This window comes from Pigmentiphaga kullae (genome assembly GCF_004216695.1).
Lineage (GTDB): Bacteria > Pseudomonadota > Gammaproteobacteria > Burkholderiales > Burkholderiaceae_B > Pigmentiphaga > Pigmentiphaga kullae.
The window spans coordinates 1,036,723-1,049,831 of record NZ_SGXC01000001.1 but is presented as its reverse complement, the minus strand read 5'-3'; the positions used below and the strand labels follow the sequence as shown (position 1 = coordinate 1,049,831).

11 protein-coding genes are annotated in these 13,109 nt (G+C 69.7%); 3 read left to right on the top strand and 8 right to left on the bottom strand.

What is annotated here, in order from left to right; all coding sequences use genetic code 11:
* Positions 1-9 precede the first annotated feature (9 nt).
* Together EV675_RS05160 and EV675_RS05155 are read right to left on the bottom strand one after the other, a co-directional pair.
* Positions 10-990: a cupin domain-containing protein gene (locus EV675_RS05160; RefSeq protein ID WP_130356307.1), complete on the bottom strand. Its 981-nt coding sequence runs from the start codon at positions 988-990 to the stop codon at positions 10-12.
* A gap of 262 nt (positions 991-1,252) precedes the next feature.
* Positions 1,253-2,503 carry a LysR family transcriptional regulator gene (locus EV675_RS05155; protein WP_207221913.1) on the bottom strand — a complete coding sequence of 417 codons (1,251 nt, stop codon included), beginning with the start codon at positions 2,501-2,503 and terminating at the stop codon, positions 1,253-1,255.
* Positions 2,504-2,785: 282 nt separating this feature from the next.
* On the opposite strand from EV675_RS05155, the gene EV675_RS05150 reads away from it, so the two are divergent.
* Entirely contained in the window at positions 2,786-3,790 is a 1,005-nt protein-coding gene (locus EV675_RS05150; RefSeq protein WP_165404440.1) for a Bug family tripartite tricarboxylate transporter substrate binding protein, read from the top strand.
* 140 nt (positions 3,791-3,930) lie between these two features.
* On the top strand, positions 3,931-4,971 hold the full coding sequence (locus EV675_RS05145; protein ID WP_130356305.1) for a porin: 1,041 nt from the start codon (positions 3,931-3,933) through the stop codon (positions 4,969-4,971).
* 3 nt (positions 4,972-4,974) lie between these two features.
* Here EV675_RS05145 and EV675_RS05140 read toward each other — a convergent pair whose 3' ends face one another.
* From EV675_RS05140 to EV675_RS05125, 4 genes are all read right to left on the bottom strand, one after another.
* Positions 4,975-5,970 carry a Bug family tripartite tricarboxylate transporter substrate binding protein gene (locus EV675_RS05140; RefSeq protein ID WP_130356304.1) on the bottom strand — a complete coding sequence of 332 codons (996 nt, stop codon included), beginning with the start codon at positions 5,968-5,970 and terminating at the stop codon, positions 4,975-4,977.
* 62 nt (positions 5,971-6,032) lie between these two features.
* On the bottom strand, positions 6,033-7,031 hold the full coding sequence (locus EV675_RS05135; RefSeq protein WP_130356303.1) for a 2Fe-2S iron-sulfur cluster-binding protein: 999 nt from the start codon (positions 7,029-7,031) through the stop codon (positions 6,033-6,035).
* Positions 7,032-7,042: 11 nt separating this feature from the next.
* Entirely contained in the window at positions 7,043-7,540 is a 498-nt protein-coding gene (locus EV675_RS05130) for an aromatic-ring-hydroxylating dioxygenase subunit beta (protein WP_165404439.1), read from the bottom strand.
* The gene (locus EV675_RS05125; RefSeq protein ID WP_130356301.1) at positions 7,540-8,883 is read right to left on the bottom strand and encodes an aromatic ring-hydroxylating oxygenase subunit alpha; all 1,344 of its coding nucleotides are present in this window, start codon (positions 8,881-8,883) and stop codon (positions 7,540-7,542) included. The genes EV675_RS05130 and EV675_RS05125 overlap by 1 nt, the downstream gene beginning before the upstream one ends.
* Positions 8,884-8,985: 102 nt before the next feature.
* Here EV675_RS05125 and EV675_RS05120 point away from each other — a divergent pair, with 102 nt between their 5' ends.
* Positions 8,986-9,951, top strand: coding sequence for a LysR family transcriptional regulator (locus EV675_RS05120; RefSeq protein ID WP_130356300.1), 966 nt, complete (start codon positions 8,986-8,988; stop codon positions 9,949-9,951).
* Here EV675_RS05120 and EV675_RS05115 read toward each other — a convergent pair.
* Positions 9,940-12,093 (bottom strand): xanthine dehydrogenase family protein molybdopterin-binding subunit, encoded by a 2,154-nt coding sequence (locus tag EV675_RS05115; protein WP_130356299.1) that lies wholly within the window; start codon positions 12,091-12,093, stop codon positions 9,940-9,942. The genes EV675_RS05120 and EV675_RS05115 overlap by 12 nt on opposite strands.
* 12 nt (positions 12,094-12,105) lie before the next feature.
* Entirely contained in the window at positions 12,106-13,107 is a 1,002-nt protein-coding gene (locus EV675_RS05110; RefSeq protein ID WP_130356298.1) for an FAD binding domain-containing protein, read from the bottom strand.
* Positions 13,108-13,109: the final 2 nt, after the last annotated feature.

The window sequence follows — 13,109 nt, the reverse complement described above, 5'->3', positions numbered from 1 at the left end:
TCGTCCGGCTCAGCGCGCGCGCAGCCGCTCCAGCGCGGCGGCATCGAGCCTGCTGCCTTGCCGCGTGCCCTGGGCCGATTGCGGGATCTCGTGGCGGGAGGCCAGCATCAGGTATTCGCAGGGCTCGTGATGAATGCTGGTGAAGGCCACGCCCTGCGGGATGCGCACGAAGTCGCCGGGCTCGATCTCCAGGCAGCCGCGCTGCGTCACCAGCGTGCGGCGCCCGCTCACCTGGTACTGCACTTCGTCGGCGTTCAAGTGGCGCTGATAGACGCGGCCGTCGCTGGCCGGGCGCCGCATGCGGCCTATCCATACGTGGGTCGATCGGTAGATCCAGCAGGCCCCGGCGGCCTCGTCGCCGGGATCGAGCACGGCCAGCCGGCGCGGATCGTTCAAGGCCTGGTCCAGCAGCAGGCGTTCGTCCGCCGGCGCGAGCACCAGGTACTGCCCGGGGCCGGCCAGGTCCCTGGACACCATTTCGTTGACCACCGCGGGCTGCCACTCGGGAAACGGCTGCTCGCGATGCGCCGAGGTCCGGCGCGCGGGCAGCAGTTCGGCCGCGGGCTCCGACACGTACAGCAGCAGGTGGATGTCCTGCCTGCCGTAGTTGTCGTGGGCCACGCCGTTGGGCAGCCGCACGAACTCGCCCGGCACGAGATCGACCGAGCCCAGTTCCGTCATCAGCAGGCGCTGGCCGTCCACCTGGTAGGAGATCTCGTCCGCGCCGGTGTTGCGGTGATAGAAGCGCTGCCGCCCGTGCGCCATGGAGTGGCGCTCGATGCGCAGATAGGGGCTTTCGTAGACGTTGCGCTGGGGGCCTTTCTGTTCGGAATAGCGCGGCGCGTAGTGGATGGCCTCGACGGGCGATGGCTCCGGCGCCTGCACCGTGGACGGCACGGGGTCGCCCAGCAGCAGCGCCTCGCGCCGCGTCAGCACCACGGGCGGGGTGTCGAACGGAAAGATGTCGAGATGTTCCTGGACGGTGCTCATGCTTGGTCTCGTGTTCGGATGGAGGTGGCCGTGGCGGCCTGCGGTGCGCGCATCATGGCGGCAAGCAGGACGAAAGACAAGACGACGATAAATTTTTTCGGCTTCCCGGAAACGCGGTTCCGGCAGGCAATCCGAATGACGTAAACCACAGGTTCTCCAGCGGCCGTGAGCGGTCGGCCGAACCGGTACGATGGCGTCATTCCAATAAATAAAATAGATACCTTGGCCGGCCAGATTGATCGGCCCGCCCGGCAGCGCCGGCTCAGATGGCCGGGGTGGCCATGCCGGCGACGACGTCCCGTATCGCCTCGATCAGCGTCCGCGCCGCCGGAGACGGCTCGCCGGTGGCGCGCAGGGTCAGGCCGATGTCCCGCTCCGTGCCGGGCAGCGCGATGTCCAGCACCACCAGGCTGCCGGTCTGGCACTCGTAGTGCAGTTGCTGGGCCGGCAGGATGGCCAGCATGTCGGTGCGCAGCAGCAGCCCCCGGATCATGGCGAGGTCGGCGGTCTCCACCGCCGGCTCGGGCGTGCGCACGCGCGCCCGGGCGAAGACGTCGTCCAGGATGGTGCGCGCGGGCGTGTGGGCACGGGGCAGTATCCATTGCTGCCGGCCCAGCCGGGCCAGGGTCAGGCCACGGCCGCCGGCCAGCGGATGGTCGCTGCGCGCCAGCACCACCATGGCCTCGGACATCAGCATTTCTCCCCGCAGGCCGCTGGCCATGTCGGCGGCGCGCAGGCCGCCGAAAATGAAATCGACGTCGCCGGCGCGCAGGTCTGCGGCCAGGATCTCGTAGGCGCTCTCGTCGGTGACCACGCGCACGCCCGGATGCGAGCGGCTGACCCGGGCCACGGCCTCGGGCAGGATGCGGGTGCGCGCGAAAGGCAGGCCGCCGACCACGACCTGGCCGCGTATGCTGCCCTTCACCGCGGCGATGTCGTCGGGAATGTGGCGCAGCTCGTTCAGCGCCCTGCGCACCTGGAGCACGAACTGCTCGCCCGCCTCGGTCGGCAGCAGGCCGCCGATCGTGCGGTCGAACAGCGGGAAACCCGCCCCGCTTTCCAGGACGCGTATGGCCGCGCTGACCGCCGGCTGGCTGATGCCCAGGGCATGCGCGGCCGTGGGCATATGGCGATGCCGGGCCAGCGCCACCAGCAGTTGCAGCCGGCGCGTATTGAGCAGGTAGCTCGGTACCGCCGGCGCCACGGCCGTGCGGGCCCGCGACGGGACGGCCGCGCACCATGACGCCAGGTCCTCCAGTTCGCCGAACACCCGCGCGGTGCGCTCGAGCACCGCGCGGCCGACCGCGGTGGGGACCATGCCCGTGGCGCGCCGCTCCAGCAGGGGCTCGCCCAGCACCTGCTCGATCTCGCGTATGGACCGGGTGACGGCCGACTGGGCACGGAACAGGGCCGCCGCCGCGCGGGTGGCGCTGCCCTGTTGGGCCACCGTGGCCAACACCCGCAAATGGGCCAGGCTGGGCAGGGGAGCGAGACGCTTGGGAGGAGTGGCCACGATACGGGTCCGGAAAAAGATCCAGGGTGAGGCACGGCGCGCGGCGCCGGCATACAAGCTTGTTCAAATGCCATCTTATTTTTTTATCGGCATTATGGCAGCCGCATGGATGGCTCCCCCTCCTGGCACCTCGTCACGCGGCGTTTTCCGGCGCACGGCAAGCCCCGGAAGGGGATCGGATTGCCTTATGCCCGGCGCCCGATCTGTCCCAAAATGCGAGAACGCGCTTTGACGGCGCGGCGGCGGGTTGCGGACCATGGCCGCCAGGATCGAGGAGACGACATGAAAACCACCCCCAACATTCCCGCCGCGGCGGCGCGCCACGGCCTTCGCGCCCTGCACGCGCTGGCGCTGGCCGCCCCCCTGGCCTGTGCCATGGCGCAGCCCGCGGGCTTTCCGAACGGCCCGGTCAGGATCGTCGTGCCCGGGCCGGCCGGCAGCTCCATGGACCAGTCGGCGCGCACCCTGTCCGACCCCCTGAGCAAGGCCTGGGGCGTACCCGTCGTAGTGGAGAACCGGCCCGGAGCCGGCACCACCATAGGCAGCGACGCCGTCGCGCGCGCCGCGCCGGATGGCCACACGCTGCTCTTCACCTCGACCGCGTTCGTGCAGGCGCCCTCGCTTTACCGCAACCTGACCTACGACCCCATCAACAGCTTCGTGCCCGTGGCCCAGGCCGCCGACGCGCCGCTGTGGCTGGCCGTGAACGCCGGCATCCCGGCCCGGACCGTACGCGAATTCATCGCCCTGGCCAAGGCGGCGCCCGGCAAGTACACCTACGCTTCGCCCGGCGCGGGCACGACGCCCCACCTGCTGGGCGGCCTGCTGGCCAAGGAAGGCGGCGCCGACATGCTGCACGTGCCCTACAAGGGTACGCCGCCCGCCGTCATGGACGTGGTGGGCGGCCGCGTCTCGGCCGTCTTCGCCAGCTACTCCACGCTGGCCCCGCAGGTCGAGGCTGGCAAGCTGCGCGTGCTGGCCAGCACCGGCCCCACGCGCTCCGCGCTGACGCCCAACGTGCCGACCATGAAAGAGGCCGGCTTCGGCAACTTCGACCTCGTGGGCTTCGAGGGCCTGCTGGCTCCGGCGGGAACGCCGGCGACGGTTGTCCACGCCATCGCCCGCGCGGTCGCCCAGGTCGGCGCCACGCCCGACGTGAAGGCCAAGTACGCCTCGGTCGGCCTCGTGCCGGTGGAGAGCTCGCCCGAGGCCTTCTCGCAACTGGTCCGCAACCAGCTCCAGGCCTGGAAGGCCATCATCGCCAACGCCGGCCTGCAGCCCGAGTAGCCGGCCTCCATCTCTCGCTCCTTCCAATCGCGCGCCGTCCCGACGGACGGCGCCGGCCCGCTTCGCGCCCGCGCAGCCCGGCCCCCGCACGCCCACGCTTCCCACAACGAGCCAGCCACGACTGGCAACGGAGACTCCCGATGAAGACATTCACGCCCCTGCTGGCCCTCGCGGCCGCCGCCCTGGCGCCCGGCCTGGTCCACGCCCAGGGCAACGTCACCCTGTATGGCATCGTCGATGCCTCGATCGAGTACATCAAGTCCGGCGACAACAAGGCCACGCGGCTCCAGTCCGGCGGACTGACCCAGTCGCGCTGGGGCCTGCGCGGCACCGAGGACCTGGGCAACGGCAACCAGGCGCTGTTCGTGCTGGAAGGCCGCTTCAACGTCGACGACGGCACCCAGGTGGGCGGACAGTTGTTCGGCGGCCGGTCCGTACTGGGCCTGTCGGGCAAGTGGGGCACGCTGACGGCGGGCCGCGAGTACAGCCCCATCTACGACCTGAAGATCCGTTCGAACGCCTTCAACGTCGCCCCGTACAGCACCTCCCAGGTGCTGATGGCCGCCGGCGCCTCGCGTACCGACAACGCCGTCCGCTACGACAGCCCCAGCTGGAAGGGCCTGCGCGCCGGCCTGTTCTACAGCCTGGGCGCGGAAAGCACGGCCCAGGGCAAGATGGGCCGCCATACCGGGATGGCGGGACAGTATCAGGAAGGCCCGCTGTATCTGGGTCTGGCCTGGAACCGCGTCGACGTGCTGAACGCCGGCGTGCACGCCACCAACGAGTGGATGGCAGGCGGCAGCTACGCCCTGGGCCGCGCCAAGCTCTACCTGAGCTATTGGCAGTTCCGCACCGACAACGCCGCGGCGCCCGACGCCCGTGTCAGCCTGTGGACACTGGGCGCCAGCTTCGCTCTCACGTCCAACGGCCGCCTGCTGGGCAGCCTGGGCCTGCTCGACGCATCGCGCCCGGCCGCCGCTTCCGGCAACGATGCGCGGCAGATCACGCTGGGCTACGAATACGATTTGTCCAGGCGGACCACGCTGTATGCGCAATACTCGCACGTCGCCAACAAGGCGGCCGCCAACTACCAGTTGAGCCGCTTCGCCAACAGCGGCGTGGGCACCGGCAGCGTCTCGGACCCGACCGCCTTCCAGGTCGGCATGCGCCACTCGTTCTAGCGACTAACGCGTGATGCCCTTGCTCTCGATCAGCGCGCCCAGCATGTCGTAGTCCTTGCGCAGGTTCTGCTTGAACTCCTCGGGCGTGGTCATGTAGGGCTCGGCCGACAGTTCCTTCAGGCGCGCGCGCACGTCGGGCGCCTCGGCCGCCTTCGCGAAAGCCTGGTGGATGCAGGCCACCAGCGCGGGCGGCGTGCCTGCCGGCACGAACAGGCCGGTCCACTGGTGCGGGTTGAACGTGGGATAACCCGCCTCGGCGAAGGTGGGCACCTCCGGTAGCGCGTCCATGCGCTTGTCGCTGGTAACCGCCAGCGCGCGCACCTTACCGCCCAGCGCCTGGGGCACCGCCAGGGTGGCCGAGATCAGCAGCGCCTGCACGTGCCCGCCCACCAGATCGGTCATGGCGGGGCTGCCGCCCTTGTAGGGCGCATGCACCATGTCCATCCGGGTCATGTCCTTGAACACCTCGAAGAACAGGTGGTTGCTGGTGCCCGCGCCGGGGCTGGCATAGGAATACTTGCCCGGGGCCGCGGCGGCGAACGAGACGAGTTCCTTGACGGATTTCACCGGCAGGGAAGGATTGACCAGCATGACCAGTGGAATGCGGACCAGCTGGCTGACCGGCTGCAGGTCCCGGAACATGTCATAGGACAGGCCCTTGTAGAGATGCGGATTGGCCGGCACGCCGTCGGCGGTCATCAGCAGCGTGTAGCCGTCCGGCTCGGCCCGCGCCACGGCGCCTTCGGCCACGGTCCCGCCGGCCGCGGGGCGATTCTCGATGATGACCGGCTGGCCGAAGATCTCGGCCAGGCGCGGCTGGAAGGCCCGGGCGATGATGTCGGTCAGCCCGCCGGGCGCGAAGGCCACGACGATGCGAATGGGCTTGGCGGGCCAGGCCTCCTCTTTCGCGCCGGCCGCGGCGTGGACGGACAGCAGGCTGCCGGCCACGAGCAGACAGGCGGCGCGCCGGGTACGGACGGACGGAATGGACTTGGGCATGCTTGTCTCCAGTTGGTAGGGGCACTGCGTGACACTTCGGTCACTTGCAATCCGGCCGGTATTCAGGCCGAGGGAAGGAACTTCTCGGCCCGGATCCGGTGGCGGTCCACGCCCCGCGCCGCCAGCCAGCCGGCGCAGGACTCGATCATGGGCGGTGGGCCGCACAGATAGACATCGGGTTCATCCCGCAGCATGTCGTCGCGCAGCAGCTGCGTGACGTGGCCGCTGGCGCCGGTCCATCCTTCGCTGGAGACGGCGATACGCTCGATCTCGACGGACAGGATGGCTGTCAGTTCGGCCAGTTGCTCGTGGGCAAAGAACTCTGCCGCCGCGTTGGCCCCGACCAGCAGCCGGACCGGCGGCGCCGGACGGGGCGTGCGCGCCAGATGGCCCAGCATGGACAGGAAAGGCGCCAGCCCCGTCCCGCCGGCGACCAGCAGCAGCGGGCGGCCATTCTCGCGCAGGTAGAAATGGCCGGACGGCGGCGTCAGCGCCAGCGCATCGCCCACCGCCGCGCGCTGGGCGAGATAGGTACTCATGGCGCCGTCCGGGACCAGCTTGTGGAAGAACTCCAGCAGCCTGCCTCCCGGCAGGCTGGCGAACGAATAGGCTCGCGACACGCCGGCGCCGGGCACCGACAGGTTGGCATACTGGCCCGGCAGGAAGTCCAGCGACTGGTCGGTCTCCAGCCGCGTGCGCACGACCGTGGACGAGACGCGCTCGACCGCCGCCAGCCGCGCCGCGATGGACGCCGGCGCGTGCCCGGCCTGGAAGCCGGAAGGATAGGGCAGTTCCACCACGCACGGCGAGCGCGGCCGCATCTTGCACAGCAGCGTCTGCCCCTGGTCGCGCTCGTCTCGCGACAAGGCCTCGTCGCTGTAGTCATCCAGTTCGAACTCGCCCGCCGTGCACCAGGCCTTGCATTCGCCGCACGCGCCTTCCAGGCAGTCGTGGGCCAGTTGCACCGAGGCGCGATAGGCGGCCTGGTAGACCACCTCGCCTGGACGCGCGGGAAAGCGGACCGTCCGGCCGTCCTCGAAGATCGCGGTGATGTCATGCATGGTGCGCCCGCCTAGATGTGATAGACATCGACCGTGCCTTCGATCTTCTCGTCGATCATCACGATGCGCTTGCGCGCGATCTTCAGCCCGCCGTCCGTGCGCCGCAGCGTGTAGTCGTAGCGCCCGCCCCGCGTGGCCTGGCCGCGCGGCCCCACGCAATGCGCCAGCCACGACGCGGTCACCTCGACCTCGTTGCCGGACTGCCCGGTGACCAGGATGTTGGTCGTCTGGTGCGCGGTCCGGTCCAGCGGCAGCGACGCGAACGAATCGCGGCTGCGGATGCGGAACACGCGCTCCTCCAGCCCCAGCCGGGAATCCATGTGCATCAGGCAAAGCTGCGTGCGCGGGTCGGTGGTCAGGGCGTCCTCCGACAGCCAGGCGGGCACGAAATACTCGACGTCCGGCGCGAACAGATCCAGCCAGGCGTCCCAGTTCTTCTCGTCCAGGTAGATGGCCTCGCGGGCCAGCAAGGTGGATACCTGCACATGCAGGTCGGTATCGACGGCCATCAGTCCCGCTCCTCGTTCATCACCCGCAGCCAGTGGCGGTAGTAGCCCTGGTAGAAAACCTCGTGGTCCCAGTTGTCGGAAGCCGCCACCGCCTCGCAGCCTATGTCCATCAGCGGCCGGCATTGCGCGCCGGGTTGCATGGCCTTTTCCCCCCGGCCGTAGTCGTTCCACCGGCTCAGCCTGGCCTCGCCGCCGACGGCGGTGTCCTCCAGCGCGGCGATGTCGTCCGAGGTGGCCATGCCCGTGGGCAGGTAGAAGTCCACGAACTTGCGCAGCCGCGACGCCCGGGCCTCGGGGCTCTCGCCGCGCGGCGCGATGCACTGGATGCGGACTTCGGTACGGTCGGCAGACAGCGGCCGCAGGATGCGGATCTGCGTCGAGGGCTGGTCGAACAGCAGCATGTTGGGGAACAGGTAGAGATTGCGGCCCATGCCTACCATCCAGTCCACCTTGCGCTCGTCGAACTCGCCCAGCAGGCGCTCGCGGGCCTCGTACAGCGGCGCCGCCTCCGGCGTCGAGCGCCGGGCCCAGATGCCGATGTGGCCGTTGCCGAAATCGGCGGTGCCCGACTCGACCCTGCCCACGATGCGGCCGGCCTCGGTCTTCTGCGTGCCGGCGCCGCCGCGCGCCTCCTCGCGCATGGTCATCGTGGCGGCGAAGACGCGGTGGACGGTGCTGACGTGATAGCCGTCGACGCCGTTCTCGCCGCCCATCTTCCAGTTGCCGCGGATGATGTAGGTGGAGTCGCCCTCGACCACCTCCAGCCCTTCGGGCGACTGGTCCACCATCAGGTCTATCCAGACCCGGGTCGGCCCCAGGTGCTCCGCCAGTTCGCCCACGTCGGCGCGCAGGCTGCCGAACACGAAGCCCCGGTAGCTGTCCACCCGGGGCACCACCTTCAGGCCGAAGCCGTCGCGCAGGTTCTCGTCGGCCGCGTAGGCGCCGGTCTCCTGGTTCTTGATCTTGATGCAGCGCCCCGTCTCGGCATAGGTCCAGCCATGAAAGCGGCAGGTAAAGCTCTTGGCCGACCCCTTGCGCAGCGGCGCGACCACCGTGCCCCGGTGCGCACAGGCATTGACGAAGGCGCCGATGCTGCCGTCCTTGCGGCGGTTCACCACCACGGGCTGGCGTCCCATGTAGCGCGTCACATAGTCGCCGTGCCGGGCCAGCTCGCTTTCGTGGCACAGGTAGACCCAGCCGCCTTCGAAAATGCGGGCCATCTCGGCGTCGAACAGCGCCGGATCCCGGTAGATCCCGCGGTCGACCAGGAACCTGCCGTTGTCCTCGTCGTCCAGCACGTACCCGGAAAAGCCGGGCCCGCTGGCGGATATCGATGTCGTCATCGTCTCGCTCCACTCGATGTGGAGCGAATCTTAGGTTTGGGGTAGATATATGTAAAATGAAATGATTGAATCTCACTCATTCTTCATGAGAATGACATAGGCATGGACAAGCCGCTGTCGCGCAAGCTGGACCTGAACCTGCTGGACCTGTTCGACGCCATCTACCGCACGCGCAACCTGACGGCGGCCGGCAAGGCGCTGGGGCTGAGCCAGCCCGCGATGAGCCACGCGCTGGCCCGCCTGCGCGACATGTACGGCGATCCGCTGTTCGTACGGTTGGCCAAGGGCGTCGAGCCCACGCCCTTCGCCGACGAACTGGTGGGCCCGGTGTCCCAGGCCTTGCAGATCCTGGCCCAGACGCTGGAGAAGGGCTCCTTCGTGCCCGCCATCGCGCGCCGCGTGTTCCGGCTGGCGATGACCGACGTCGGCGAGCACACCTTCCTGCCCCGGCTGATCCGCCATCTCCAGCACCACGCGCCGCGGCTGTGCGTGGAGACGGTCGCCACCAGCGCGAGCCCGGAAGAACTGGCGCAGGAACTGTCGAAGGGCACCATCGACCTCGCGCTGGGCGCCATCAATCCCGACATCGCCGGCGTGCGCAGCCGGATCCTGTTCTCGGACGTCTATGCCTGCGTGGCGCGGCCATCCACGGTGCCGCGCGGCACGCTCAGCCTGGCCGAGTTCAAGCGCGCGCGCCACGTCGTGCCGAACGTGGCGGGCACCAACCACTCGCTGCTGATCGAGCGCATGCTGGTCGCCAACGGCATGAGCGAACAGGTGGTGGCGCGGGTGACGCACTTCCTGGCCATCGCCGAACTGGTGGCCGACACCGACGTCGTCGCCATCATGCCGCGCAACCTCGCGCTGTCGGTGGCGCGGCGCTGGGGCCTGTGCCACTTCGCCCCGCCGGTGCAGATGCCCGGCTACGACGTCATGGTCTATTGGCACAAGCGCCACGACCAGGAGCCGGGCAACACCTGGCTGCGGCAGGCGATCGTGGAACTGTTCCAGGGCGGGCCGCAGCCGGCCGGCGGCACGGGCAGGAAACGCGGCGGATCAACCCGCTGAGCGCGCCGCCAGCAGCGCTTCGACCTTCACCGGCAGGTCCCGCACGCGCACGCCCGTGGCATGGTGGACGGCCGAGGCGATGGCCGCCGCCACCCCCGCCAGTCCGATCTCGCCTATGCCGCGCGCGCCCAGTTCGTTCAGCACGGTGTCCGGATGCTCGACGAAATGCACGTCGATCTCCGGCGCATCGGCATGGGTGGCGACCATGTAGTCCGCCAGATTGTTGTTGATGGGCGCGCCCTGGCGCGGATCGTAGGACGTTTCCTCCAACAGCGCCATGCCCAATCCCATCACGATGGCGCCCTCGATCTGGTTGCGGCCGGTGCGCGGATTGATGATGCGCCCGGCATCGATCACGGTCGCGACGCGGGCCACGCGCAGCCGGGCGATGGCCGGCTCCCAGGTCACTTCGACGAAATGCGCGCCGAAGGAATGCATGGAATGGCGCCTGGCCCCCGGGTCGGCATCGCTGCCCTCGGACTGTCCGTGGCCCTCGACGTGATCGACGCCCGCCGCCCGCAGCACGTCCTGGAAGGGAACGCCGGACACCTGCGCCACGCCCGCGCGGGCGGCGCATGCGGCCAACTGGCGAACCGCGTCGCGCGCGGCCGCCAGTACCGCGGGCACCAGCGAGCCGGTGGCCATGGAACCGCCGGACGTGGGTCCCGGCGGCAGGTCGCTGTCTCCCAGCGCCACCTCGATGCGATCCAGCGGCAGGCCCAGCACCGAGGCCGCCATCTGCGCCATCACGGTATAGGTGCCGGTGCCGATGTCCTGCGTGGCGCTGGCCACGCGCGCGGTGCCGTCCGCGCGCAGCGTCACGCTGGCCCTCGCCTTGAGCCTGACCGCCATCCACGAACAGGCCGCCATGCCCCAGCCCAGGACCAGGCCGTCGCGCCGCATGGACCCCACGCGCGGATCGCGCCGCGCCCAGCCGAAGCGCTCCGCGCCTTGCAGCAGGCACTCGCGCAGGTGGCGCGACGAGAAGGGCAGGCCGGCCGCCTCGTCCCGCTCGGGCTCGTTGCGCAGCCGCAGTTCGACCGGATCCATGTCCAGTTCGATGGCCAGTTCGTCCATGGCCGACTCGACGGCGTACAGGCCGGGCACGGCACCCGGCCCGCGCATGGACGTGGTGGGCGCGATGTTGCGCCGCGCCGACCCGTAGGCGGCCCGCAGGTTGGGGGTGCTGTACAGGAAGCCGGTCGCTTCGCCGCAGTTTTCCTTGTGATATTCGTCCATCGCCACGTGGAACAGGTAATCGTGCCGCAACGAGGTCAGCCGGCCATCCTTCGTTGCGGACAGGCGCACGCGCTGGCTGGTGTTGGAACGATGCCCGACGTTGTGGAACATCATGCGACGGCTCAGGACAAGCTTGACCGGCTGCCGCAGGTCGCGCGCCGCGGCGGCGGCCAGCAGCGAATGCCCCCAGGGCCACAGCTTGCTGCCGAAGCCCGACCCCACGTGCTCGGTAACGATGCGGACGCGGTCTTCCGGCACGTCCAGCATCCCCGCCATCGCCGCCTTGTGATTGACGATGCCCTGCGTGCTTTCGTACAGCGTGTAGCCGTGGCCGTCGTACACGGCCACGGTGGCGTGCATCTCCAGGGGATTGTTGGTCTCGGGCGGCGTGGTGTAGGTATGGTCGATGCGGATGGCGGCGCGCTCGAATTCGGCGGCCGCATCGCCGCGCTCGGTGTCCACGCGCGGCTCGCCGTCGGGCGCCAGCTCCATGGACACGTCGGGAACCCGCGCCTCGTATTGCACGGCCACCGCCGCCGCAGCGGCCATCGCCTGTTCCAGCGTGTCGGCCACGACCAGCGCGACGTATTGCCCGTAATAGCGGATCTCGTCGTCTTCCATGGGCGGCCGGTACTCGTCCAGCTTGGCGACCTTTTCCTCCACGCGCGCAAAGCGGCCGATGTTCTCGCGGGTATAGACCTTGCGTACGCCCGGCATGCCCCGGGCGACGCCGGCCTCGATGCCCGCGATGCGTCCCTTGCCCACGGTGGCGCACACGGGCACGGCATGCAGCATGTCCGCAAAGCCATGGTCCGCCGCGTAGCGGGCGCGCCCCGTGACCTTCAGCGGGCCTTCCACCCGGATGTGGCCGACGCCGATGGGGGATTCGTTCTGCAGGCTCATCGTCGTTCTCCGCTAATCCGCCGTCGTCACGGTATCCAGGGCATGGACCAGGCAGCGCCGCGCCAACTCGATCTTGAAGGCGTTCTGGCTTTGCGGCCGTGCCTCGCGCAGCAGTTCCCGCGCCGCGGCATCGAACACCGCCGCCGAGGGCGCTCCACCCGCCAGCAGGACTTCCGTCGCCGGCAGGCGCCAGGGCCGCGTGCCTATGCCGCCCATGGCGAAGCGCGCGGCCGTGATGCCGCCGTTGGCCAGGGTCACGACCACCGCCGCCGAGGCCAGGGCGAACTCATAGGACGCGCGGTCCCGCAGCTTCAGGTAATGCGAACGGGTGCCGGCCGGCAGCGGCGGCAGCGTCACGTGCGTGATCAGCTCGCCTGCCTCCAGCACCGTTTCGCGCTGCGGCGTGTCGTCCGGCAGCACGAAGAAATCGTCGATGCCCACCGTGCGGGCGCCCTCGGGCCCCTGGATCTCGATGGTGGCGCCCAGCGCCATCAGCGCGACGTTCATGTCCGACGGATTGCTGGCGATGCAGGACTCGCTGGTTCCCAGCACCGCCAGGTTGCGGTTGTAGCCGCCGATGGCGGGACAGCCCGACCCCGGCTCGCGCTTGTTGCAGGGCATGGCCACGTCGCGGAAATACACGCAGCGGGTCCGCTGCAACAGGTTGCCGCCGGTGGTCGCCATGTTGCGCAACTGCGCCGAGGCCCCGGACAGCAGGGCCTGCGACAGTACCGGATAGCGCTCGCGTATCAGCGGGTCATGGGCCAGGTCCGAATTGCGTACCATCGCGCCTATGCGCACCCCATGCTCCGGCGTGGGTTCGATGCGGTCCAGCGGCAAGCGGCCGATGTCGATCACCATGGCCGGCCGTTCCACGTCCAACTTCATCAGGTCGATCAGCGTCGTGCCGCCCGCCAGGAACCGGACCGGCGCGCCCTGGCGGTCCTCCGCGTAGGCGGCCGCGCCCACCGCCTGGGCCACGTCCTCGGCCCGCCGCAGCTGGAACATTTCCATGA

Excerpts from the sequence above, each read along its gene's own strand:
- EV675_RS05140 (WP_130356304.1), bottom strand. The coding sequence starts at position 5,970 with ATGCCCAAGTCCATTCCGTCCGTCCGTACCCGGCGCGCCGCCTGTCTG.
- EV675_RS05160 (WP_130356307.1), bottom strand. The coding sequence starts at position 990 with ATGAGCACCGTCCAGGAACATCTCGACATCTTTCCGTTCGACACCCCG.
- EV675_RS05135 (WP_130356303.1), bottom strand. The coding sequence starts at position 7,031 with ATGCATGACATCACCGCGATCTTCGAGGACGGCCGGACGGTCCGCTTT.
- EV675_RS05115 (WP_130356299.1), bottom strand. The coding sequence starts at position 12,093 with ATGAGCCTGCAGAACGAATCCCCCATCGGCGTCGGCCACATCCGGGTG.
- EV675_RS05130 (WP_165404439.1), bottom strand. The coding sequence starts at position 7,540 with ATGGCCGTCGATACCGACCTGCATGTGCAGGTATCCACCTTGCTGGCC.
- EV675_RS05110 (WP_130356298.1), bottom strand. The coding sequence starts at position 13,107 with ATGGAAATGTTCCAGCTGCGGCGGGCCGAGGACGTGGCCCAGGCGGTG.
- EV675_RS05120 (WP_130356300.1), top strand. The coding sequence starts at position 8,986 with ATGGACAAGCCGCTGTCGCGCAAGCTGGACCTGAACCTGCTGGACCTG.
- EV675_RS05150 (WP_165404440.1), top strand. The coding sequence starts at position 2,786 with ATGAAAACCACCCCCAACATTCCCGCCGCGGCGGCGCGCCACGGCCTT.
- EV675_RS05145 (WP_130356305.1), top strand. The coding sequence starts at position 3,931 with ATGAAGACATTCACGCCCCTGCTGGCCCTCGCGGCCGCCGCCCTGGCG.
- EV675_RS05125 (WP_130356301.1), bottom strand. The coding sequence starts at position 8,883 with ATGACGACATCGATATCCGCCAGCGGGCCCGGCTTTTCCGGGTACGTG.